We start from the raw sequence: 23,586 nt of genomic DNA, 5'->3' as shown, positions 1-23,586 counted from the left end.
GGAAATCGATTATGATAGTAAATAAAGCATCTTTCATGTGAGGTGATAGTAGTGATAACGGTTCAAAATCATACATTTGAGCTCATTAAAGACGAAAAGAACGGGTTCAATGAAGAAGCCTTTAAAGCACGTTACTCAGAAATTTTAAATAAGTATGATTACATTGTTGGGGACTGGGGTTATAATCAGCTCAGGCTTAAAGGTTTTTTTGATGATCAAAACCAAAAAGCGTCCTATGATACGAAGATAAGCACGCTAGACGAATACATTTTTGAGTATTGTAATTTTGGCTGTGCACACTTTGTCTTAAAAAGAATAAAAAAATAAGCCGTGGAAAAATTCCGGCTTATTTTTAATTCGCTCTCATACGAAACTTCATTTTTATTTACCTGTATAGGGAGGTTCTTCATTTTTCTCAGGATCATCATGAGTGGGATGTGCCCCTGGATATTGGCGCGGCAGGTTCTGATGCAGCGATTTGAACTCATAGTTAAACGCACTGTAATAACGCTGTCCTTCTTTCCATTCAGAGCTTTTATTTTCCACAGGTTCATATTTGCCTCTTGGTGCACCGTAAGGCCCTTCCGGAAAAATTTCAGGCAGAATAAAATTTCTCATATCTTCTACATTTGAAAAATCAGTGTATTCCCGCTTTTCTTTATCATCCATTGTTTCACCTGCTTTTTTCTTAGGTTACTCTGGATGACATCACTCTATCCCTAGATCATCTCATACAAAAAATCCCTTAATTCTTCTGCATCCTCTTCATCAAGGTCAAAAGCATGCTCAATATAACCCGGCTCATTTAAATCATCTTCGCCGATTATGGCAAAACGGCTGCTTAATAAATTCAGCACGAGGTGCTTTCCGTAATAGCGATCTGATTTTACAATTGCCAAATCAAAGCGATTATTTTCTCCCATAAAGCTGACAAATCGTGTTTTTGTTTCCACGGTATCATCATATAAATAAAATCTTTCAGGCATTGTTCGTTTCCCCCTTCAAACAGTTCATTTTCCCTCTATGATAGCAAACACGGACCAATACTTAAACATGATGTGAATATTTTGTAAAGGGTAAGAAAATTTTCCAAGAAAAAAGTCGAAATAGCACAAATTGTGTTAAAATACATGTACGTAAAAGTGTAAGCCAGAAGGGTTTGAGAACATGACGATTGGTTTTTGGACAAAAACATCAAGAAGATGTAAGAAATGGAGCAAGTTATTCTTGCCAAAGAAGTTCTTGCGCTACTATCCTCCGAAATTCGTTCTTAGAAATCCGATTTTGGAAGGAGTATACTCCGCTGTTTCAAATGGCTTACAAGTATCTGCAATCGTTGCAAGCTTATCGAATATGAGAGATCTGTTAGAACAGCTTGAAACTTCACAGCGCAGCGAATTCAGATCGGATTTGAAGAAAGCGTTTCATGATGCAATTGAAGGATCTGCCTATCAAGCGGATCTCCTGGTTACGCACGACTATTACAGTGATGGCATTACGATGTTCGTGCAAATAAATGAAGACAAACAAAGTGTTGTATATATTGAAGAATTTATTCGCGGAATTATTCCGGAAGCAAAGAAGATTCTTCAGAAAAAGTATCCCTATTTTGACATCTTATTTGATATTGGCTATATGTTTATCGAGAAACAAGACGACTCTATTCAGGATGCTATTCATAAAGCTGAGCAGCAAGCTGCTGCCATGGCTGAAAAGCGAATACAGTCCCGCTACATTGAAACGTTATTGGAAGTTCGCAATGTGATACAAAAAAGAGATATCTCCCTGCTGGCACAGCCGATTATTGACCTGTCCACCAACCAAATAAAAGCATGGGAAATTTTAACGAGAGGACCTAATAACACGCCGCTTGAATCACCTCTTCACTTGTTTGCTGTAGCGAGACAGACCAATATGATTTTTGATTTGGAGCTTATCGTTCTTGAAAAGGCACTTGCCCTTGTAACGGACACGGGATGCAAAGACGAGGTATTTATCAACTTTACACCCATTACGCTTGGAAATAAACGTTTTATCCCTGCATTGGAAAGTCTGCTATTAAAATACAGTGAGATTCTTCCAGAGAAGATTATCTTTGAAATTACAGAACGTGACTCCATTGAAGGATTGAAATTTTTCCTTGAAAATATAAAGGCATTAAGGAAAAGAGGATTCAGAATAGCAGTTGATGATACAGGCGCAGGCTATGCCAGCTTACATACGATCAGTGAGATTTTACCCGATATTATAAAAATTGACCGGTCCGTTATTCAAGATATTGATACAAACAGTGTAAAGGAATCTATGTTAAAGGGACTTATTTTAATTGCGAAAGAAACGGGCTCCCTTGTTGTAGCAGAGGGGATTGAGAAAAAAGAAGAAGCTGACGTTCTATCCCGAAACCAAGTGGATCTTGCACAAGGTTATTTTTATGCGAAACCTGGTACACTTGAAAGAGAACGAGTTGTGATATAAAGTTGGGAGTGTCTTAAATGTATTTCGTAGATCGTGAAAAAATTGAAGAAACATTAATTTATTTTGAAAAAAACCTTGCTTTGTTCCTTGAGCAAGAGGGCTGGAAAACAAAAATTGAAAAAAACGCTCTTGAGCGCCTTGCCCATATGATGATAGAGTCTGTTTTGGATACCGGCAATGCTATTATTGATGGATTTATTATGAGGGACCCAGGCAGCTACGAGGATATCATCGATATTCTGCTCGATGAAAAAGTAGTGATTGAAACTGAGGCAGAAGCTTTAAAAGACGTTATTCGTTTTCGGAAAGTACTCGTGCAAGAATATCTGATCATCGATCATAAGAAACTGTCAGACAGCTTTGTTAAACAGTCAGATGCATTGAAGAATTTTCCGGATCGTGTAAGATCGTACCTCGAAAACGAACTTGGCCCAGTATCTGCTTTTAGACATTAACGAATAAAAGTAGTATCATTAGCAGACGCTTTCTCTTACAGAAGGCGTTTCATTTTTTACATAGCGGGAGTGAGATAATTGAAAAACTACAAAGGCTATTTAATTGATCTCGATGGAACGATGTATCGGGGCAAGGAACGAATTGAAGAAGCGAGCGACTTTGTTAGATTACTAATAGAAAAAGAAATTCCATACTTGTTTGTTACAAATAATTCCTCGAGAACCCCCCAGCAGGTAGCCGATAAATTAAATACATTTGATATTCCTGCAAGTGAGGACAAAGTGTTCACAACAAGCCAGGCAACCGCTAACTACATTTATGAGAAAAAAGCGGGTGCAGCAGTTTATGTCATCGGAGAAGAAGGCATACAGCAGGCACTCATTGAACGAGGTCTAAAGCTTGTTGATGAAAATCCTGATTTTGTTGTTACGGGCATTGATAGAGACATCAATTATGAAAAATTGGCGTTAGCCTGTATTGCTGTTCGAAATGGCGCAACATTCATTTCAACAAATGGAGATATTGCAATTCCGACTGAACGGGGTTTGCTTCCTGGAAATGGTTCATTAACGTCTGTAATCACTGTTTCGACTACTGTACAGCCAATCTTCATTGGCAAACCAGAAAGCATTATTATGGAACAGGCGCTAAAAGTACTTGGCACAAATCCTGAAGAAACGTTAATGGTTGGGGATAATTATGACACAGATATTAAAGCAGGCATGAATACAGGGTTAGATACACTTCTCGTTCATACCGGCGTTACCCTGCGCGAGCACCTGCTGAATTATGAGGAAAAGCCAACCTTTACCGTTGATTCATTATCAGAGTGGTTTGATAAAATATAACGTTGGATGCAAGCACACCACGATGGAAGGTGTGCTGTTTTTTTACAGTACCCGCCCTTAAATTAGGAGGGAATGGAAAAAAGAAAGTATCAGGCACAAAACGGAAAGTATTTATCTGAATTTCGCTAGTATCAGTGACAATCTGGAAAGTAAAAGTCCCAATTTGGCAAGTAACGTAAGGACGATTCCAATGAAAAGTCCAAATAGACAAATGCAAACCTCATTTCATACATAAGAAAACCGGCCAAAGCCGGTTTTCACCTTATTCCGTATTCCGGGCACGATGAGCCAAACGGCTTGATGCCGCAGCTGCAATGGCTCCTACGATATCATCCAGATAGGTGTGAACCATACCAGTCGATTTATCGTTTAAAAACTTTAATATTCCAGGCTTTTCTTTATCGATATAGCCGTAGTTTGTAAAGCCGATTGAACCATAGATGTTTACAATAGAAAAAGCAATAATCTCGTCAACTCCATAAAGGCTTTCATCAGTTTCAATAATTGTCTGAAGTGGTTCCTCGAGCAGCTTTTTCTCGGCTAAAACATCAAGCTGAATGCCGGTTAGCACGGCGTTTTGTACTTCTCTTTTGGACAAAACTCGATCTACATTTTCCAAACATTGATCGATTGTTAATGAAGGATGATATTTGACTTGCAGAAAGTAAACGAGTTCTGCGATATCTTCTACCTTTACTCCGCGATCTGAAATCCATTGTCTTGCTGTTTTTTCAACAATGTCCATCTTCTCTTTTTCTTTCATCCATTTCACCCAATCTTCTTTTTACTATTTTACGCAAGCGGCCTTTTGAATGTGTAATTAAAATATTAATTGGTTATTTGTAATGATTCATGATTTTTTTAGCTTGTCTGGAAAAGATCCATCTTTAAAAAGTGTGTAACTAAGCAACCAAAATATACATAAATCAGTAAACTTGCGATTACGATAGGATAAGGACTATGACTCATGGGGGGAAACGTGTGGAAAAATGGATAAGAGAACAATATGGGCTTAAAGTGACAGAGACATTCAGAGTTGGTAATTATGATGCTTTCTCATATCATCAATTTGTTTATTTAATTGTTCCTTTGTCTCAAATGGAAGATGAAGAGCTGTATGAGCTGTACCATATGAGCCAATTTTTGCTGGAACGGGGAGATCCGTTTGTGGCCGTGTTTTTGTTAACGAAGCAAGGGAATTTGTATTTCGAATGGGAAAAAAGAAAATATGGAATTTTAAAATGCTCATATGTAGAAGGTGAACGAGTATTACAGTTGGGAAGAGAGCTTGCCAGATTTCATCAAAAAGCGAGGAGCTTTCCATATCAAGTTTCAAAGACGAGCAGAATTGGTCAATGGAAGATGCTGTGGGAAAAGCGGACGGATCAGCTCGAAGGCTTTTGGCGGGGGAAAGTAAGCTCACAGCCGCTAGATCCATTTGAAAAAATGTTCGCAGAATCATTTCCATATTATATGGGTCTTGCTGAAAACGCCATTCAATATTTAGTCGATACTGAGCTTGACGATGAACCGCAGCCCATTGATTCAGCAACGGTCTGCCACCACAGGTTTAATTCTGATACATGGAGAACATCTGGTTTGATCAAAATTCCGACAGATTGGGTGTTTGATCATTGCAGCAGGGATATCGCCGAATACTTAAGAAACCAATTTTTCGAACAGCCTGATACACTGCGACAGGAAGGATTTTTATTTTTGGAGGATTACGACAGGACAACACCGCTGTCGCCTTTTTCATGGAGGCTTATATATAGCCGTTTGCTTTTGCCTATCCATTACTTTGAGTGCGTAGAAGATTACTATTTGTCATCTGAAAGCGATAAGCCCTATTATGAAGCAAAGCTGAGGGAAATGCTGAAGACGTCTTCTAAATATGAAGGATTTCTAAAATCATATGCTCAATTATTATCCATGCGGACGAAAAAAATCTATTTGCCGGCTATCCACTGGCTGTAATGTACATTCATTCCTCTCACTCTTGTTGTGATAAGATAAAAGAAAACGGAAAAGAGTGAGAGGATGAAAAAACCGCTTGTATTTGTTACGCGTAAATGTCCAGAAGAAAAACTGAAAGCGCTTAAGGAAGTGGCTGAGGTGGAGATGTGGAAGAAAGAGGATGTATCATGTCCCCGTAAATTGCTGCTTGAAAAAGCAAAAGAAGCAGATGCGCTTCTGACCATGCTTTCTGATCAAGTAGACGAGGAGCTGCTGGACATAGGCGAAAACTTGAGAGTGATTGCCAACCTTGCAGTTGGTTTCGACAATATCAATGTTGAATATGCAACCCGCAAAAATGTCATCATTACGAACACACCTGATGTCTTAACAGATACGACTGCTGATTTAACATTTGCTTTGATCCTTTCTTCAGCACGACGGGTCATTGAAGCGGCAGATTATGTAAAGGAAGGAAAATGGACCAGCTGGAGCCCTTTGCTGCTTGCAGGAGCGGATGTTCATCATAAAACAATCGGCATTGTCGGAATGGGAAAAATTGGGCAAGCTGTAGCAAAACGCGCAAAAGGTTTTGATATGAACATTCTTTACCATAATCGTTCAAGAGTCACAGATGCTGAAAACCAATTGCAGGCAACCTACACAAGCTTTGATGAATTGCTGAAGGAATCAGATTTTGTTGTATGCATGACACCCCTTACGAACGAAACAAAAAACATGTTTCATGCAGAAAGCTTTAATAAAATGAAGCCATCTGCTATTTTTATTAATACATCAAGAGGCGGAACGGTTGTTGAGGAGGACTTGGTCAAAGCACTAAAAGAAGGTGTTATTGCAGGAGCAGGCTTAGATGTTTTTGAAAAAGAACCGATTGATAGCAAACATCCTCTGCTGATGCTTCCAAATGCAGTAGCTCTTCCTCATATCGGCAGCGCTACGCTTGAAACAAGGCACGCTATGATTGACTGCTGTGTTCAAAACTTGATCTCAGTTTTAAGTGGAAAACCCCCGATTACCCCATTAAATAAGATTACTGCCTCATGATAGAGGGTATAGTGTCTTTAAAACGGGAGGTATAGAAATGAATAGTTTTCTAGTGCAATACACTGATAAAGAAACCTTGGAAAGGGTATTTGACGGCCCAATCTTTTCTACTGAAGAGGAAGCCTTGCTCGAAAAAGAAAAGCTTGAGCGCAAAGGCCAAATTGACGTAGTGATTGAAAGTGAGAATGATATCCAGCTTGATCGTGAATAGAGGGAAATGACGTGAGGATTCATCCGCACGTCATTTTTTTTATGTTTTCCAAAAAATATAAATCCAGCAAAACCAACAAAGAAAGCGATTACATTATAAATACAGAAAATTCGCTATTGATAAGAAATGGCACACTGTTTATAATGACAATAATAGAAAATGTCTATCATACATAAACAAATGTATTTACTGAAAAGACATCAAGGGAGTGGATCTAATCATGAAAGCAATTCAAGTCGGTTTGTTAGGGCTAGGGACAGTAGGAACCGGTGTAGTAAAAATTATTGAGGATCATCAGGATAAATTGATGCACCAGGTAGGCTGTCCAGTTAAAGTGAAAAAAGTGCTCGTACAGGATGTTGATAAAAAAAGACAAGTTGAATTTGGCAAAGAATTGCTGACGAGAAACGCTGAAGATGTTATTTACGATCCTGAAATTGATGTTGTTATAGAAGTAATGGGCGGTGTGGAACATACAAAAGAATATATTCTGCAGGCTCTGCAAGCTAAAAAGCATGTTGTTACGGCGAATAAGGATCTAATGGCTGTCTATGGCACCGAGCTATTGGACGCTGCAACAGAAAATGGATGTGATTTATTTTATGAAGCAAGCGTAGCAGGCGGGATTCCTATTTTAAGAAGTTTAGTAGATGGACTGGCCTCAGATCGCATTAACAAAATGATGGGGATTGTGAACGGAACAACAAACTTTATTTTAACAAAAATGAGCAAACAGGGGAGTCCGTATGAAGAAGTGCTGAAAGAAGCTCAGGAGCTTGGATATGCGGAATCTGACCCTACTGCAGATGTAGAAGGACTGGATGCAGCCCGGAAAATGGCAATTCTGGCACGGCTTGGCTTTTCAATGCATGTAGATTTAGAAGATGTCAGTGTAAAAGGGATCAGCGAAGTAACAGACGAAGATATTAGCTACAGCAAGAGGCTTGGCTATACGATGAAACTGATCGGCATCGCCAACCGCGATCATAATAAAGTGGAAGTCAGCGTACAGCCGACGCTGCTGCCGGATTATCACCCGCTGGCGTCTGTCAACAATGAATATAATGCCGTTTACGTATATGGAGAAGCTGTTGGCGAAACGATGTTTTATGGTCCGGGAGCGGGAAGCTTGCCGACTGCAACAGCTGTCGTTTCTGACTTAGTAGGTGTCATGAAAAATATGAGACTTGGGGTAAACGGACGAAGTGCTGTTCTGCCCCAATTTGAAAAATCATTAAAGCAAAGCGATGAAATCTATGCTCAGCATTTCCTTCGCATTCATGTGAAAGATCAAGTTGGGGCATTTTCAACCATTACTTCTTTATTTTCTGAAAGAGGAGTGAGCTTTGAAAAAATTCTGCAGCTGCCTCTGAAAAATAGCAATCTTGCAGAAATCGTGATTGTGACACACCAAGCTTCAAATAAGGACTTTGAGGAAATTCTGGCAAATCTGCTTGATCTTGAAGTCGTCCATGGAATAAAAAGCTCATATCGCGTAGAAGGGAACGGTTATTCATGATGTGGAAAGGGCTCTTAAACCAATATAAGAATTACTTGCCGATAACAGATAAAACACCTTTATTGACACTGAATGAAGGGAACACCCCTCTTGTTTTGCTGCCAACTCTGTCAGAGAAGTTAGGCATTGAATTATATGCTAAAACAGAAGGTGCCAATCCAACTGGCTCGTTTAAAGACAGAGGTATGGTGATGGCTGTTGCAAAAGCAAAAGAAGAGGGAAGCGATACTGTCATCTGCGCTTCTACCGGAAATACGTCAGCAGCAGCTGCAGCCTATGCAGCCAGAGCGAAAATGCGCTGCATCATCGTCATTCCTGACGGAAAAATAGCATTTGGAAAACTGGCACAGGCTGTAATGTACGGGGCTGAGATTATTGCAATTAATGGCAACTTCGATCAAGCGCTGACGATGGTCCGCAGCATGTCTGAGAAGCTTCCTATTACGCTAGTAAACTCTGTAAACCCTTATCGGCTGGAAGGGCAAAAAACAGCGGCATTTGAGCTCTGTGATGCACTGGGAGCAGCACCGGATATTTTAGCTATTCCAGTGGGAAATGCAGGAAATATTTCAGCTTATTGGAAAGGCTTTTTAGAATATGACAGCATTCATCAGACTGGTCTGCCCCAAATGCACGGCTTCGAAGCAGAGGGTGCAGCTGCCATCGTCCGAAATCAAGTCATTGAAAATCCGGAAACCATTGCAACAGCAATTCGAATTGGAAACCCGGCAAGCTGGGATAAAGCAGTAAACGCAGCTGAGCAATCAAATGGTTTTATTGATGAAGTAACGGATCAGGAAATAATTGAAGCATACCAGCTTCTCGCTAAGACAGAGGGTGTTTTTGCAGAGCCTGCTTCATGCGCTTCCATTGCCGGCTTAATAAAGAATGCCAAGAAAGGTGTCTATCAAAAAGGCGCCAAAGCAGTGGCCGTCTTAACAGGAAATGGATTGAAAGATCCAAACGTGGCTGTAGATGTTTCAGAAATCAAGCCAATTGTGCTTCCAAACGATGAACTTGCCGTTATGGAGCAGCTTAAGGGAGTGGGTGCATGGTGAAGGAAGGTGACATGTTAAAGATTAAAGTTCCCGGCAGTACGGCTAACCTGGGGCCTGGTTTTGACTCTGTCGGTCTTGCTGTAAATCGTTATTTGGAGCTTTCGGTTACGCCATCAAAAAAATGGACATTTGTTCCTTTGAGTCACGAAATGCGGGGTATTCCAAGAAATGAGGAAAATCTTATTTATCAAGTGGCTAAAAGAGTCGCATCTTCCTATGAATCTAGCTTGCCTGCCTGCACTGTCGAGGTCTGGAGTGACATTCCAATGGCAAGGGGCCTTGGCAGCAGTGCAGCTGCCATTGTTGCAGGTGTAGAACTTGCAAATGAACTATGCGGCTTACAGCTGAGCATGAAAGAAAAGCTGCATCTGGCAAGCATTATTGAGGGACATCCTGATAATGCAGGGGCTTCCCTTTATGGCGGATTAGTAGTTGGCCTGCATCAGGAGCAGGAAACGGAATTAGTCGCTGTTCATGAAGTGGATGTGGACCTCGTTGTCGTAGTTCCTCCATATGAACTTTATACAAAAGATGCCCGTGACGTGCTTCCCGGTTACCTGGAATACAGCGGGGCGGTGGAAGCAAGTGCAGTGAGCAATGTCCTCGTTGCAGCCGTTTTACAGAATAACTGGGCTCTTGCAGGGAAAATGATGCAAAAAGATTTATTTCATCAGCCATACCGCGGCACGCTGATCAAAGAGCTTTCGAAGGTGACGGAAGCGGCAATGGTTGCTGGCGCATATGGCGCAGCTCTCAGCGGTGCAGGACCTACTGTCATTGCATTTGCTGCCAGGGGCAAGGGAAAGACACTTGCTAAGCTTCTTAAATCACAATTTCCAAAATGTGAGGTTGAAGAGTTACTGCCAGTTTTAGAAGGCTCGAATGTTTATTATGAAGCTGGCGCGGGACAAGTTCAGGATTGGATTGGATAAGGCATTCTCTTATGAGGGTGCTTTTTTAACGTAAGGAAGAATTTCGGAATTTATTTAGCAGTCTCTTTTTCGAAATTAATTGGATTTTATTAGAATTATCAAACACCTGGGAAGGGAATTTATTTAGTCTGTCGAAATAAATAGAATGCTAGCAAAATCTAAAGAAAGCGTGGTGTTTATGAAATGGAAAGTGTACAGCAAAAAAGAGGAATGACAGCTGAGGATTTGTATAATCTGAAATCTGTCAATGATCCGCAGTTATCACCTTGCGGAAAAAAAACAGTGTACGTTCAAACGTCTATTCATGGTGAAAAGCATCAATACATAGCGAATCTATTTATTGCAGACTTAGAAAAGAATACGTCCATTCAATGGACATATGGTGAAGACAGAAATACATATCCAAGATGGTCACCTGATGGCAGCAAAATTGCTTTTCTATCAAATCGCAATGGGAAGAGTCAGCTATTTGTCATGTCAGCATCAGGCGGGGAAGCGAAAGCACTGACAAAGGACCATCTAGCTGTTTCTCGACCTGTGTGGAGTCCTGATGGAAATCAGCTGTTAGTATCTCTTTCTTTGGCACCTTCAGACACATTGGAAGAAAAAGAGAAAGATGAAAAGAAACAGCCAGAGCCTCTCGTGGTCGAGGATATGAGATATAAGTCCGATGCAGCAGGATTTGTAAAGAATTCCAAAAATCAGCTTGCGATTGTCGATGTGAAGACGGGGGATCTGGAGCTAATCGGTTCAAGGGAATTTGATTATAATGATGGCGCCTGGTCACCAGACGGGAAATCAATAGCATTTACTTCAAATATGACAGATGAACCAGATTTTACACTAATCTCCGATGTCTTTATTTTATCTTTAGAAAATCACGAACAAAAGAAGCTTACAAACAGCAATGGTTTTTTCGGAAACCTGTCCTGGTCTCCTGATGGAAAATTTCTTGCATTTCTAGGTCATGAAAAAGAATACCAGAGTGCAACCTTCTCAAAAATTTGGCTGTATAAGACTGAGGCTGAAGAGCTGGCTTGTTATTCGTCAGAATGGGATGTTCATATCAGTGATGCGGTAGTTGCCGATTTTATTTCTGGCAGTGTGTATCCTGGACTTATTTGGACTGAAGACAGCCAAGGATTTTACTTCATTCTAACGGATCAAGGAAATACAGGTGTGTATTATGGATCACTTGAGGGACAAACTCTCCCTGTAAGATTTGAAAACGAGCATGTGTATGGCTTAACCATTCATCCTGGCACCCATACAGCCATACTCGGAATCAGCCGTCCTGACCATCCGGGGGATTTATATTTCTTTGACTTCAGCACTGGAGGAAGCCGTCAGATTACAGATGTAAACAAAGAGTTTTTAAGGGAAATTGAACTTGCTGTACCAGAAACAATTGAATGGACAGCAGAAGATGGTTTAGCACTGCATGGATGGATCATGAAGCCTGTCGGATTTAAGAATGGAGAAAAATATCCGCTTGTTCTTGAGATTCATGGCGGTCCTCATGCGATGTATGCAAATACTTATTTTCATGAGTTTCAAATGCTTGCTGCAAGCGGCAAAGCCGTCCTTTATACAAACCCGCGCGGAAGCCATGGATATGGACAGCATTTTGTTGATCAGGTTCGAGGGGATTACGGAGGAAGTGACTATACGGATCTAATGAGTGCGGTTGATTATGCGCTTGAAACTTATAATTATATCGATAAAGAGAGATTAGGTGTAACAGGCGGCAGCTATGGCGGATTTATGACAAATTGGATTGTGGGGCATACAAATCGGTTTAAAGCCGCTGTGACACAGCGCTCAATCAGCAACTGGATCAGCTTTTACGGTGTGAGTGACATCGGCTATTATTTTACTGAGTGGGAAATCGGTGGCGATTTGAATAATGATTTTGACAAGCTGTGGCATCACTCCCCATTAAAATATGTCACAAACGTAGAGACACCGCTCCTCATTTTGCACGGAGAAAAAGATTACCGCTGCCCGGTAGAGCAGGCTGAGCAATTATATATTGCTTTAAAACGATTGAAAAAAGAAACAAAATTCGTCCGTTTTCCAAAAGCGAATCATGAATTATCGCGAAGCGGCCATCCAAAGCTTCGGATTGACCGTTTAAATCATATTAAAAATTGGTTTAATGAGTATCTGTAAATACAAATAAAGATGGTGAGCCTGCTCACCATCTTTTGCATTTCATTAAAATACTTGTTCTACTTCAACTACACCAGGAACTTCTTCAAGAAGGGCACGTTCAATCCCTGCTTTAAGTGTAATTGTTGAACTTGGGCAGCTTCCGCAAGCCCCTAAAAGACGCAATTTTACAATACCGTCTTCTACATCTACGAGTTCACAATCCCCGCCGTCGCGAAGCAAGAATGGGCGCAATTTATCTAATACTTCCTGTACTTGTTCTACCATTTGAGTTTCTGTTGTCAACCTGATCGACTCCTTCCTTATCCTTCTATTATATTCAAAAAACAGCCGGAAATCTATTCATATGATTGAAGTAATATCTGTTAATGCCATTATTTTAACATATTCCGCACTGAATAAAAATGGATACTTTCTACATTGAAATTTTCATGGAAAAAAAGCGTTTTCTCCCTTACAATTGAATATAAGAACAGGGGGGATACGATGATCAAACAAGTGGAAGTCCGTGTTTATGGAGCAGAGGTGCTGTGTCCAAGCTGTGTGAATCTCCCATCATCAAAAGAAACGTGTGAGTGGCTGGAAGCAGCGCTCAGAAGAAAATTCCCGCAGCAGCAGTTTAAAATAGAGTATGTGGATGTGTTTTTGCCGCAGCATGATTTGGAAAAGAAGGATTTTTCCGAAAAAGTTGTAAATGAAGAGTATTTTTATCCTTTGGTCGTAATTGAAGGAGTTGTAGTAGGCGAAGGGAATCCTAAATTAAAAACGATTTATGCGGAAATGGAGAAGCATGGCTACGTTTCTGCATCATAAAAACAGCGAGGTGCTAAGAGCTTCGCTGTTTTTTCTTGTTAATTACTAGGATAGCTTAGGGTTCCAAAAAGCTGTCAGTGAGGTACTAAAAAAATTCTTCCGGGGTGTTAAATAATATTTGGTCCACCAACCAATATTTTAAGAATCCCATCTGAATGGTACGTGCCCTGGAAATCGGAAAAAACGAAATCCAAGTCTCCAATCGAGAGGAATGGTGCCCTGGAAATCGGAAAAAGCGAAATCCATGTCCCCAATCGAGAGGAATGGTGCCCTGGAAATCGGAAAAAGCGAAATCCATGACCCCATTCAAGCGGAATGGTGCCCAAAAAACGGGGAAAAGCCACAGAGAAAACCACCCGTTATCACGGGTGGTCTTTCACCCATTATGATACTTATACATCCACAGAATCCCTGACTTAAGCAAACGAGGGACACGTCCAATTAACGGGCGGTCATTAACAAGGCCAAAGCCATGTTTCTTTCCTAAAGATCCAAGCACGCCTTTAAGCTTGAAGGCAGGGAAATCTTCAGGCAATTCTTCGCCATTCCACTTTTTGAGCAATACTTGAACGATTTGTTCAGCCTGTGCCTCTGCCAGCTGTGCACTAGGTGCATGAGGAAGACTTGCACAGTCTCCAACAACAAATGCGTCTTCATAATGAGGAAGGTGGTGCTGTTTCGTAAGTACAACACGTCCCTGAGGATCTTTATCGACAGGCAAATCTCTTACCACTTTATTTGGCTGAATTCCAGCTGTCCAAACGATTGCATCAAAAGTAACAGGCTCGTCATGGTTATAAAGAACATGCTGTTCCACTTTCGTCACATTGGCACTGTTAATAATTTTAACACCATGATCTTCAAACCAGCCTTGAACATATTTGCTTAAACGCTCAGGGAAGCTTGATAAAATGTTTTTGCCGCGATCATATAATGTGATTTTAAGGTCTTTTCGGCTTTCTCTCAGTTCACTTGCAAGCTCTACCCCGCTGAGTCCTGCGCCAACGATTGCAACAGAAGCGCCGCCGCTGAGATTATTCAAAAGCTGATACGTTTCCCTTGATTGATCAATGGTTTGAATGCTGTACGTATACTCATCTGCACCAGGAACATTATGATACTTGTCCTCGCAGCCTAATCCAATAATAAGATCATCATATGAAATCGGTTCCTGATTGCTAAGATGAACCTTTTTTTCTTCGAGATCGACGGAAGTGATTTCGCCATATGTCACGTTCAGACGCTCATGCTCTGGAAAATCAACGCGAATGTGATGGTCTGAAATCGTTCCCGCAGCCAGCGCGTAATACTCCGTTTTTAGACAATGGTAGGGATTTTTATCTATGAGTGTAATTTGCACATCTTCAGGCAGCTGACTTGGAAGAAGTCGATGAAGGACGCGCATGCCGCCGTATCCACCGCCAAGAATTACTAAGTTCTTCATTGCAGATTCCCCTTTTTTCTCCTCTTATAGTGAGTTATATTCTTATATATAGGTAAAATAATTCGTAAGAAAACCTTTGCAATATGCCATATAAAAGTATAACGAATTTGATGGTAAACCACAATATGTTATGAAAAAGTCATCCATTATTCTATTATGCTTCCCAATAGTAAATCACTTTGCGGATATTTATGAAAAAAGTATAACATAAAACGTTATTTATTGACGATAGGACATAGAAAGAGGTAGCATAGGAATGCAGGTGTGAGGTGATGAAGTTTGAAACCAATAATAGAATTTTGTATTAGCAATTTAGCAAACGGTTCACAAGCTGCTTTGGAAAAGTTAGAAAAGGATCCTAATCTGGACATTATTGAATACGGATGTCTCGGATATTGCGGAAAATGCTATGCTTCTCTTTACGCCCTTGTAAACGGTGAAATTGTAACTGGGGAATCATCTGAAGAGTTAGTTAAAAACATATATGATTATTTGGATGAGAATCCTATGTTCTAAAAAAACGCGCACAAATTTGTGCGCGTTTTTATTTAGAAAGTATAAAATTTTGAGCATTGATGGCGAGCGGAATCGCCCAACTCCGCAGGAAAAGTCAAAACAGGACTTTTCTGCCGGATTCTCATCTATCATGCCTGCGCTAAACGGCGCTTGCGCTATTCTAACGTTTTTATTTATCCGATTGAACAGCTCTGCTTCAGCTGTCTCATTTCATGCCAGCGGTCTTTAGCCATTTCACCGATGGCTTTTTCTTTCGTCTTCTGCTGCATTTCAATGACTTTGGAAAAATATCGAACGGCTTGGGATTCGAGATTTGTTCTTCTGCTAAGCTCTCCTATTAAGTAAAGAATTTTCGTTTCCGTAAGATGGGTTCCGTAAAAATCATCGTTTATATAAGAAGAGATATATTCTTCTAAAGCTAACTTAACGAAACGTTCTTCCTGCAATTCCATCTTATAAGTTCTGTAAATCCAGGCGAGTCTTAAATAAAGTCCTGCCATTGTTACATGCTTCTCTCTTTTAAGGACGCCTGAATAAATGGCGAGCTTGTATGTGTGAATGGCCTCTTTGACATTTCGTTTAGATCCGTAATGGAGGCTGCCCCAATTGGCTCTAATTTTTTCATTGATGACCTCAGCTGTCCGAGGAGGGAAAAGTGGGGAGAATTCATCTGACATGGAATAGCCGCATGATGGACATACACATACATAGTACAGAAGCGGATTATATTCGCTGTGACTATAATAAGAACAGAAGTCGCTGTCATGACTGATTGCACGGATGTAGCTGCTTTTAATTTTTTTAGTAGTATATGTATACTTGCAAATAGGACAGTTAATTTCTTTATCATATAAATAATCGATCTTAGTCATTGGAATAACTCCTTCCAAACGAACGGGTATATTGTATGATAATGATACTATAAATAGGTATAAAGTATTATATATTTCTGCTTGTATAACAGAAACTTATGCGAAGCAACCTAAGGGCATACAACTAGATCCACGAATAAAAGCTCCCTGCACAAAATCAGGGAGCTTTTATTATCTATAACAAACGGGGGATATTTCTATTGTGCTCCTGTTTCCAGCATTTTATACTTATAAAAAGAAAAAAAGAGGGAGACCATGATGAAACAATTTCAATTTACAAAAATGCATGCATTGGGAAACAATTATATATATGTAAATATGTTTAAAGAACAGATTGAAGAAGAGGAGCTTCCACAGCTTGCAAGAGAAGTATCCAATGTTTATACAGGTATCGGTTCTGATGGCCTTATTTTAATCTGTCCCTCTGATAACGCTCCTGTTAAAATGAGAATTTTCAACAGTGATGGCTCGGAAGGCAAAAACTGCGGAAATGGACTTCGTTGTGTGGCAAAATATGCATTTGAGAATAAACTGACAGATGAGAAAGAATTTGCAATTGAAACACTTTCCGGTCTTGTTCATGCAAAACTGACAGTTGCAGATGATAAAGTGAAAAGTGTGACCATTGATATGGGACAGCCAAAGCTTCATCGCAGTGAAATCCCAATGCAAGGCACTTCTGACGCAAAAGTAATAAATGAACAGCTAGAATTTGATGGCCAGGCTTATCGTGCAACAGCTGTCTCAATGGGAAATCCACATCTCATTTTCTACGTGGACAGCATTGAAGAAGCGCCAGTGCTAACGTTAGGTCCAAGAGTAGAGAAAGATCCTCTTTTTCCAGAAAGTATAAATGTTGAGTTTGTGGAAGTTACAGCCGAAAACGATATTCAATTTAGAGTATGGGAGAGAGGTTCAGGCGTCACACAAGCTTGCGGTACAGGAGCATGTGCAGCTGTAGTCTCATCTGTTCTGAATGGACATACGAAACGCGGAGTGGATACAACTGTCCATTTAGCAGGGGGCGACCTTCTCATTAATTGGACAGAACAGGGAAATGTCATGATGACAGGTCCGGCAGAAGTCATTTGTACAGGCACTTATTTTTATGATAAAGAGTAAGTGTGTTTATTTGAGTGTTCCTTTTAGAAAAGGTATACTTATTATATAGCCTTTGGACATTGGCAAAGGAGGAATCAGAAAATGAATGATTTTGTAATAATCACAGAAGCGGCAGCTTATCAGATAAAAGATATGATGAAGGAAAACGGTGAAGAGCAGTCTTTTTTACGTGTTGGCGTAAAGGGCGGCGGCTGCAGCGGCTTATCTTACGGAATGGGTTTTGAACAAGAACCAAATGATGATGACACTCAGTTTGAAGTTCACGGAATCAATGTGCTTGTTGATAAAGAAAGCTCTCTCATTCTAAAAGGAACAAAGATTGATTTTAAAGAATCCTTAATGGGCGGCGGATTTACCATTGATAACCCGAATGCAATTGCTTCGTGCGGCTGCGGTTCATCTTTTAGAACGGCAACGAATACAGGTACTCCTGAAGAGTGCTGATAAATAATTGTTAAGGGTTAGGCTAGCGGTTATGAATTACATGGTAATTTTGAGTGAACACAAGCCTCAAATGATGTAATAACAACTCTAAAAGCCTAAAATCAAGGTTGTGAATTACATGCCTTCTCGATAGTTAATGTTCTAAAACATAACTATTTGAGGAGGTTTTTTTATGTCATTAAACAAGAGAGTTAAATGGAAACCAGTAGGAAAAATGACTAATCAAAAGGACTATCCGAAATTAACAATGGAACAAGCGATTGACCTAGTTATTGCGGGGAAAAGTGCAGAGGGATTGAGAGAGAGGACATTAAAAGATTATCGGAAGGATTGGAAGTATTTTGTTACTTGGCTTCAAAAGACCTATGAAATTGAAACGGTAGATGAACTTTCGCCACTGATTTTTCGGGACTACATTAACTATTTGAAATATGATACACCAAAGTATGATGGTCATAAATTCATCAAGAGTGAACAAGGTATAGGCTTATCTGAAACAACCATAAATATTCGACTCAGGGTGTATCGTGCTATGTTTAATTTTCTGGAGCGGGAAGATTTAATTGAAGTTAATCCAATGTCAGGTGTGAGGTTATTAAAACAGGATATAGACCTAACAAACTGTTTCCCAGATGATGAGGTTAAAGAGGTACTGAGACAACCAAATCAAAGGGATTATGTGGGATATAGGGATTATGTAGCCATGATATTGTTATTAGACAGCGGAATTAGAGCCAATGAACTTTTAAGCTTACGCACAGGGGATGTTGATTTACAAACAAGGTTTATTACCCTTGGAGGGGAGAAAAATAAGAACCGAAAACCACGTATTGTCCCGATTTCAGCACATACAGTGAAATTACTGTTGCAACTGATTAATGAAAATAAAAAGCATTTTCAACAGATAGGATTTATCTTTCATCTTATGGAGAGCCGCTCAGACAGAATCACTTCAATAAACGTTTAAAATATTATGCAGAAAACGCTGGTATCAAGGATAAAAAAGTCACTGCTCATGTCTACAGACATACTTGGGCAAAGAATATGACTCTTAATGGTTGTGATGCGTTCACTTTTCAGAAAATGGGTGGATGGTCAGATATTAGGACAATGCGACGCTATATTCAGATGGATACGGATGACCTTAGAAGAAGCCATGATATGTTTTCACCTGTGATGAAGATGGTAACTAGGAAAAGGTAAAGTCAATGTTTAATAGCTTAAAGGAGCGGTCATTGTGGCTGCTCTTTTTGGTGTAGTTTAAACCAAGCATGCCAAAAGCATTAGTCGATAAAAATTACGATCGATATGATATTTCTTAATTACAATATCGGGCGTTCCATAAAATCACTGAGTTTGAATATGACCTATTGTGTTCTAGGCAAAGTATTATTGAATATGAAAAACATATTAACATGGTAATTGAGCATGGCATCATTGAAGAAGGTCAAACTAAGTTATTAGATGAGTTCACAGCACATTGCATAGAGATATATGGACAATTAGCTAAAACCTTAGAGCATATGAAAAAATGTGGTATCATTTTATTCTATGAGAACTGGAAGGGATATACCAAAGAGGGAAAGGTTAATATCAATCCTCAAATAATGAAAGAAATTCAAAGAATTATACGGGATTTGATGAACAAACATGATGTAGTTGAATTCAATCTAACAGCACATCGTAATGCTAAAAAGGTAAAAAACTTTAAGCGTGAATGGAAACAGGCATTAGCAGAAGTTAAGGACGAAAATGGTAATATCCTAGGCAACAAGTATTACTGGAAAGAATACGCTGTGATATTGAAGGCTACAAGTAAAGCAGTACAGCGATATCTTGAAACGTATTGTATTGGTGCATTAGAAATCTATCTGAATGATAAAGACCTATTTATTAGTAAAAATGAAGTTGACTATTTTCTTAAGCGTAAGCTAATATCATGAAAAAGGCAGAAAAACGCCACAAGCAAAAGCTTAAGGAATACAAGGAGCAGAAGATTGAATTTGGTACTAAGGAAGAGGAAGAACTGATTAGACTCTTCTACACACAGCAAGAACTTGAGGATATATTTGCATGTTATGACCTAGATGTTAAGAGGTTACATTTGCAGAATCTGTATATTGAGCGGATGAGTCAATTGCTAGATTTGTATAACATGAAAGGATATAACAAACACTTTGGAGTCTCTTGATTGAGGCTCTCTTTTTTATAATTGGTGAGGATAAATGAACATAGTTGTAATCTAAAACTTGGCTGCACAAAAACTAATAAAACTGTGATTTTATTAAGAATAAATATATAATCCCTTTCGCTCTTCCGATAATACAAAGTTAAATTGAAAATAGATATTAGTGCTAACAAGAAGGTAAGCAACTGGACAATGGCTTACCTTCTTTGTTCATCTGCAATTTATTCAAAAAAGTTTCTCTATTATTTATCTTTAGTTTCTTTTTTATCAGGATTTGTATTGTTTTCTTGTCTGTATCTTTCAAGGTTTTTAATCATTTGTCGATGCTTTTGATTCAATTGTAATTGCTTTAAATCAGTAATAATTCGTTTCCCACCGCCACAACCGCATCCCATGAACTTCATCCTCTTCATCAATTTTATCCATCTTTCTTGATAACATATGCCCCGTAATTTTAGTAGGGTATATATTAAACGCAAGATGGGAGAACAAAATTGCCAACCACAGAGAGTTGGGAATTTCCACAAGGTGACCCTGATTCAATGATTGCTGTAAAAACTACACCAATTGTATTGCAGAAGTCAGGACAAGGGTTTTCATTACATGTAAAACAGATAACATTGTTTACACAAAATGTTTCTTCATTATTTGCAACTCCGAATCCGCCACCGCAAGATGGTATGAATATAGGACTAAGGAAACCTCTGATACACCCAACAGCACGTACACGATTTACAGCAACCTCACATCCAGTGATTGGTGGCTCACCTAGACATGGATTTTCAACAATAGCATTTGGAAGTAAACAAGGTTCAATAACACATTGAACGCAGCTGGAATCGAATGCAAAAAAGAAACCACCAGCAGTAAGTCCACCTGGCAGATTCGGCCTGCTCGCTGTGATACAAAACGGAACAAGAGGATTACATATTTCAGGACCACATGAAGGGATAGTAACTTGTTCTGCTATAACGTCTCCATCAGTTGCTTCTTCAGCATTGAGATTTTTTAACGCTTCTAAAATTTGTGGACGCCTCTCTTCATCCACATTTATAAAATATGCATCGCCCTCTTTTAAATTTTGTATATCTTCGATTTTGATTAAATCCATTTATTTCACTCCTTTGTTAAAGTATTAAAGTTCAATGTAATGTATGAAAAAAGTAGAACTTAGCTTGGACTTCTTTACCAATTCGTTAAAAATAGGATAATAAATGGTGAAAAAATCTAATAACTCAACGACTTAGTTCTTTACAACATACTTTTTAGTGAATTTTAAATAACCTACTATAATTTTATAAAAATAGGGGAAAGTCCAAGATATTGTTGGATTTCTGACATATGTTTTAGTAATAAAATGGAAAGGTGATAACTATCATGGGGAATAAATCAGATTTTAGTTTTATCCGAGGTATTGTTATACAACAAAAAGAGCAAACGATAATCACAAAAAACCAAGTCAACCGATATAAGGAAGCATTAAAAAAAGCAAAAGAGAAATCAATGGAAACTGAGATAAATGGAATAAAAGAAGATAGTAAAACGATAGAAGAGCAATTTACTCAAGAATCTTATGTCAAACCAACATCGAATAATTTAGATAATAAGCATCAAAATCTACCAACACAAACTAAACCTTCAAATGAAAATCATCATAATACTGAATCACTTATAGACATTCTAAAGAGAAAATTTCGCGATTTTTTTTCCCATACAAATTGACCCTTTAGGATTGTATTTTCATTCTCTGTGGTGAGGTTCTAAATTTTGCGATTCATGGATAGCTAACAGGTGCGGTTCTGTAATATGAAGGAACGCTTTTTTGTATTATGGTCACGAACCAGGTTAGTGGAAGAATTGTAAATCCAATTAATAATGAGTTTAGTATTCTGCACACACCCATAGATGCTCAGAATGCCTCGTAGTGTCTTTTAAGAAGTCCCTTAGTTCCATTCTTCCCTCATTTTCATTTATATTAAATTATGCTTAAGATTGAATCTGACTTGGTATGATACAGAAACCACTTTCATCCACACACTCTCATTCGGTAATAGTTCGACACGATTAAAATAAAAGAAATGATTTAGTGCGGTAAAGTTAAACATCAATCAGATATATACTAATACAGTTCGAAAAGAATAATCGATAAAATGGTGTAACCTTTTAGTGTTATCTAAGAGAAGATATCGCTGCTTTTAAAAGGGTACACTTTTTGGAAAGCATATCATGATACTGTTGATAAGGATTTGGGTAGTCTCATATGGTATATAACTCATTTTTGAAACGTATCATATTTACCGTTGACCTTTTGAAACATATCCAATAAGATAAGAGTATCAAATAACAAGGTGGATTTAACCATGGATAACAAAGAATTCGGATACGTAGTAAGTAGTAAAGACCAAAACGAAGCACGACAACTGGATAGTATGTTTGCTCTTGGTATTGATGAGCGTGATATTCATATCGATAAGCAAAGCGGTAAAGACTTCAATAGACCACAATACCAAGCTTTGAAATTGCGTTTGCGTAAAGGAGATACATTATACATACATTCATTAGATCGACTTGGTCGTAACAAAGAGATGATTCTTGACGAGTGGAAAGATATCACACAGAATATCGAAGCGCATATTGTTGTAATTGACATGCCATTACTGGATACACGGAAATACAATGATTCGATCGGTTCTTTTGTAGCGGACTTAGTATTACAGGTATTATCATGGGTTGCTGAGGAGGAGAGAACAAAAATTAAGACTCGTCAAGCTGAAGGCATAGCTTCTGCAAAGGCACAAGGTAAACACCTTGGAAGACCTAAAACATCTATAACACTGGAATTTGAGCAGGCTTACAAGGAATGGAAAGAAGGAAATATCACTGCAGTTGAAGCAATGAAGAAATCAGATATGACAAAGGCTACTTTCTATCGAAAGGTAAAGGAATACGAAGCAAGCTAAGGAGACTCAGAACAGGGGTCTTCTTTTCTTTTAAGTTGAAGATAACAGGGGGGATTTTCCACATTTTCACGGGAGATATGAGTGGGAGATGGGGTAGGTTGGTTCATCCACACGTCATAGAAAAGTAAGTGTTGCTTAGGACGATTCTAAGTGAATTGAAAATTAGATTATGACCTAAAATCTATAACAAAATAAGTGTGTTTAATCCAAAAAATTACATATTGTTGTATAATAGTATGAGAAATGAATTTTTTTGGGGAAAAATATTGTCGTCGGTCAATAACTATTTATCAACATTATCGGGCAGGCTTGCAATTAACAATCATGATTGCAATTCATAATCAATCAAAACAATCATAAACCTTGATATATTAACATTTTTAAAGAATCCTTAATGGGCGGCAGATTTACCATTGATAACCCGAATGCAATTGCTTCGTGCGGCTGCGGTTCATCTTTTATAACGGCAACGAATACAGGTACTCCTGAAGAGTGCTGATAAATGAAAAGACATTTCAAGGCCTGGTTATTAAGC

27 protein-coding genes and 2 pseudogenes are annotated in these 23,586 nt (G+C 38.9%); 21 read left to right on the top strand and 8 right to left on the bottom strand.

Annotated elements, in window-relative coordinates; all coding sequences use genetic code 11:
* The first annotated feature begins 51 nt into the window (after positions 1 to 51).
* Entirely contained in the window at positions 52 to 327 is a 276-nt protein-coding gene (locus tag CYJ36_RS14025; protein ID WP_101567890.1) for a YutD family protein, read from the top strand.
* 54 nt (positions 328 to 381) lie between these two features.
* Here CYJ36_RS14025 and CYJ36_RS14020 read toward each other — a convergent pair whose 3' ends face one another.
* Positions 382 to 669: a cytosolic protein gene (locus tag CYJ36_RS14020; protein ID WP_101567889.1), complete on the bottom strand. Its 288-nt coding sequence runs from the start codon at positions 667 to 669 to the stop codon at positions 382 to 384.
* Between the two features lie 50 nt (positions 670 to 719).
* A complete protein-coding gene (locus CYJ36_RS14015; protein WP_101567888.1) occupies positions 720 to 986 on the bottom strand; it encodes a DUF3055 domain-containing protein in 267 nt (88 codons plus the stop codon).
* Between the two features lie 181 nt (positions 987 to 1,167).
* Between CYJ36_RS14015 and CYJ36_RS14010 the strand changes: the two genes are divergently transcribed.
* The 3 genes from CYJ36_RS14010 (at position 1,168) to CYJ36_RS14000 (ending at position 3,779) form a co-directional block, all read left to right on the top strand.
* Positions 1,168 to 2,475: an EAL domain-containing protein gene (locus tag CYJ36_RS14010; RefSeq protein ID WP_101567887.1), complete on the top strand. Its 1,308-nt coding sequence runs from the start codon at positions 1,168 to 1,170 to the stop codon at positions 2,473 to 2,475.
* Positions 2,476 to 2,492: 17 nt separating this feature from the next.
* A complete protein-coding gene (locus CYJ36_RS14005; protein ID WP_101567886.1) occupies positions 2,493 to 2,930 on the top strand; it encodes a DUF86 domain-containing protein in 438 nt (145 codons plus the stop codon).
* A 78-nt stretch (positions 2,931 to 3,008) separates the two neighbouring features.
* Positions 3,009 to 3,779 carry a TIGR01457 family HAD-type hydrolase gene (locus tag CYJ36_RS14000; RefSeq protein WP_101567885.1) on the top strand — a complete coding sequence of 257 codons (771 nt, stop codon included), beginning with the start codon at positions 3,009 to 3,011 and terminating at the stop codon, positions 3,777 to 3,779.
* 262 nt (positions 3,780 to 4,041) lie between these two features.
* Here the strand turns inward: CYJ36_RS14000 and CYJ36_RS13995 are convergent, their stop codons facing one another.
* Complete coding sequence (locus CYJ36_RS13995) at positions 4,042 to 4,542, bottom strand: phosphatidylglycerophosphatase A family protein (RefSeq protein ID WP_101567884.1); 501 nt, start codon at positions 4,540 to 4,542, stop codon at positions 4,042 to 4,044.
* Between the two features lie 197 nt (positions 4,543 to 4,739).
* Between CYJ36_RS13995 and yutH the strand changes: the two genes are divergently transcribed.
* The 7 genes from yutH to CYJ36_RS13965 all read left to right on the top strand — a co-directional run bounded on the left by yutH (position 4,740) and on the right by CYJ36_RS13965 (position 12,692).
* Positions 4,740 to 5,756, top strand: a complete 1,017-nt coding sequence (gene yutH, locus CYJ36_RS13990) for a spore coat putative kinase YutH (RefSeq protein ID WP_101567883.1) — start codon at positions 4,740 to 4,742, stop codon at positions 5,754 to 5,756.
* Between the two features lie 63 nt (positions 5,757 to 5,819).
* Positions 5,820 to 6,800, top strand: a complete 981-nt coding sequence (locus tag CYJ36_RS13985; RefSeq protein ID WP_101567882.1) for a 2-hydroxyacid dehydrogenase — start codon at positions 5,820 to 5,822, stop codon at positions 6,798 to 6,800.
* Between the two features lie 37 nt (positions 6,801 to 6,837).
* Positions 6,838 to 7,011, top strand: a complete 174-nt coding sequence (locus CYJ36_RS23700; RefSeq protein ID WP_180850331.1) for a hypothetical protein — start codon at positions 6,838 to 6,840, stop codon at positions 7,009 to 7,011.
* Positions 7,012 to 7,231: 220 nt separating this feature from the next.
* Positions 7,232 to 8,530, top strand: a complete 1,299-nt coding sequence (locus tag CYJ36_RS13980; RefSeq protein WP_101567881.1) for a homoserine dehydrogenase — start codon at positions 7,232 to 7,234, stop codon at positions 8,528 to 8,530.
* Positions 8,530 to 9,588: a threonine synthase gene (gene thrC, locus CYJ36_RS13975; RefSeq protein WP_101568139.1), complete on the top strand. Its 1,059-nt coding sequence runs from the start codon at positions 8,530 to 8,532 to the stop codon at positions 9,586 to 9,588. Before CYJ36_RS13980 ends, thrC begins: the two co-directional genes overlap by 1 nt.
* The gene (gene thrB / locus CYJ36_RS13970) at positions 9,585 to 10,520 is read left to right on the top strand and encodes a homoserine kinase (protein WP_101568138.1); all 936 of its coding nucleotides are present in this window, start codon (positions 9,585 to 9,587) and stop codon (positions 10,518 to 10,520) included. Before thrC ends, thrB begins: the two co-directional genes overlap by 4 nt.
* A gap of 183 nt (positions 10,521 to 10,703) precedes the next feature.
* Positions 10,704 to 12,692, top strand: coding sequence for a S9 family peptidase (locus tag CYJ36_RS13965; RefSeq protein WP_101567880.1), 1,989 nt, complete (start codon positions 10,704 to 10,706; stop codon positions 12,690 to 12,692).
* A gap of 45 nt (positions 12,693 to 12,737) precedes the next feature.
* Here CYJ36_RS13965 and CYJ36_RS13960 read toward each other — a convergent pair whose 3' ends face one another.
* Positions 12,738 to 12,959, bottom strand: coding sequence for a NifU family protein (locus CYJ36_RS13960; RefSeq protein WP_101568137.1), 222 nt, complete (start codon positions 12,957 to 12,959; stop codon positions 12,738 to 12,740).
* A gap of 219 nt (positions 12,960 to 13,178) precedes the next feature.
* Here CYJ36_RS13960 and CYJ36_RS13955 point away from each other — a divergent pair, with 219 nt between their 5' ends.
* Entirely contained in the window at positions 13,179 to 13,505 is a 327-nt protein-coding gene (locus CYJ36_RS13955; protein WP_101567879.1) for a DUF1462 family protein, read from the top strand.
* Between the two features lie 376 nt (positions 13,506 to 13,881).
* Here the strand turns inward: CYJ36_RS13955 and CYJ36_RS13945 are convergent, their stop codons facing one another.
* Positions 13,882 to 14,949 carry an NAD(P)/FAD-dependent oxidoreductase gene (locus tag CYJ36_RS13945; RefSeq protein WP_101567877.1) on the bottom strand — a complete coding sequence of 356 codons (1,068 nt, stop codon included), beginning with the start codon at positions 14,947 to 14,949 and terminating at the stop codon, positions 13,882 to 13,884.
* A 279-nt stretch (positions 14,950 to 15,228) separates the two neighbouring features.
* Here CYJ36_RS13945 and CYJ36_RS13940 point away from each other — a divergent pair, with 279 nt between their 5' ends.
* Positions 15,229 to 15,465, top strand: coding sequence for a YuzB family protein (locus tag CYJ36_RS13940; RefSeq protein WP_101567876.1), 237 nt, complete (start codon positions 15,229 to 15,231; stop codon positions 15,463 to 15,465).
* A 173-nt stretch (positions 15,466 to 15,638) separates the two neighbouring features.
* Here CYJ36_RS13940 and CYJ36_RS13935 read toward each other — a convergent pair whose 3' ends face one another.
* Positions 15,639 to 16,337, bottom strand: a complete 699-nt coding sequence (locus CYJ36_RS13935) for a DUF2225 domain-containing protein (protein WP_101567875.1) — start codon at positions 16,335 to 16,337, stop codon at positions 15,639 to 15,641.
* Between the two features lie 258 nt (positions 16,338 to 16,595).
* Between CYJ36_RS13935 and dapF the strand changes: the two genes are divergently transcribed.
* The 5 genes and pseudogenes from dapF (at position 16,596) to CYJ36_RS24450 (ending at position 20,094) form a co-directional block, all read left to right on the top strand.
* Complete coding sequence (gene dapF, locus CYJ36_RS13930; protein ID WP_101568136.1) at positions 16,596 to 17,459, top strand: diaminopimelate epimerase; 864 nt, start codon at positions 16,596 to 16,598, stop codon at positions 17,457 to 17,459.
* Positions 17,460 to 17,540: 81 nt separating this feature from the next.
* The gene (locus tag CYJ36_RS13925) at positions 17,541 to 17,903 is read left to right on the top strand and encodes a HesB/IscA family protein (protein ID WP_101567874.1); all 363 of its coding nucleotides are present in this window, start codon (positions 17,541 to 17,543) and stop codon (positions 17,901 to 17,903) included.
* Positions 17,904 to 18,075: 172 nt separating this feature from the next.
* Positions 18,076 to 19,106, top strand: a pseudogene (locus tag CYJ36_RS13920) (tyrosine-type recombinase/integrase).
* Between the two features lie 212 nt (positions 19,107 to 19,318).
* A complete protein-coding gene (locus CYJ36_RS24455) occupies positions 19,319 to 19,846 on the top strand; it encodes a hypothetical protein (RefSeq protein ID WP_257962484.1) in 528 nt (175 codons plus the stop codon).
* Positions 19,843 to 20,094 (top strand): hypothetical protein, encoded by a 252-nt coding sequence (locus CYJ36_RS24450; RefSeq protein ID WP_257962483.1) that lies wholly within the window; start codon positions 19,843 to 19,845, stop codon positions 20,092 to 20,094. The genes CYJ36_RS24455 and CYJ36_RS24450 overlap by 4 nt, the downstream gene beginning before the upstream one ends.
* Positions 20,095 to 20,333: 239 nt before the next feature.
* Here CYJ36_RS24450 and CYJ36_RS23695 read toward each other — a convergent pair whose 3' ends face one another.
* Complete coding sequence (locus CYJ36_RS23695; RefSeq protein WP_180850330.1) at positions 20,334 to 20,486, bottom strand: hypothetical protein; 153 nt, start codon at positions 20,484 to 20,486, stop codon at positions 20,334 to 20,336.
* Positions 20,487 to 20,560: 74 nt separating this feature from the next.
* Positions 20,561 to 21,202: a hypothetical protein gene (locus CYJ36_RS13910; RefSeq protein ID WP_101567873.1), complete on the bottom strand. Its 642-nt coding sequence runs from the start codon at positions 21,200 to 21,202 to the stop codon at positions 20,561 to 20,563.
* Between the two features lie 266 nt (positions 21,203 to 21,468).
* Between CYJ36_RS13910 and CYJ36_RS13905 the strand changes: the two genes are divergently transcribed.
* From CYJ36_RS13905 to CYJ36_RS13895, 3 genes and pseudogenes are all read left to right on the top strand, one after another.
* The gene (locus CYJ36_RS13905) at positions 21,469 to 21,813 is read left to right on the top strand and encodes a hypothetical protein (RefSeq protein ID WP_101567872.1); all 345 of its coding nucleotides are present in this window, start codon (positions 21,469 to 21,471) and stop codon (positions 21,811 to 21,813) included.
* Between the two features lie 638 nt (positions 21,814 to 22,451).
* Positions 22,452 to 23,051 (top strand): recombinase family protein, encoded by a 600-nt coding sequence (locus CYJ36_RS13900; protein ID WP_101567871.1) that lies wholly within the window; start codon positions 22,452 to 22,454, stop codon positions 23,049 to 23,051.
* Between the two features lie 379 nt (positions 23,052 to 23,430).
* A pseudogene (locus CYJ36_RS13895) lies at positions 23,431 to 23,550 on the top strand (iron-sulfur cluster assembly accessory protein); the annotation flags it as partial.
* Positions 23,551 to 23,586 lie beyond the last annotated feature (36 nt).

The organism is Bacillus sp. UMB0893 (assembly GCF_002858905.1).
Classification (GTDB): Bacteria; Bacillota; Bacilli; order Bacillales; family Bacillaceae; genus Bacillus_P.
This window is presented reverse-complemented; position numbering and strand designations above follow the sequence as displayed.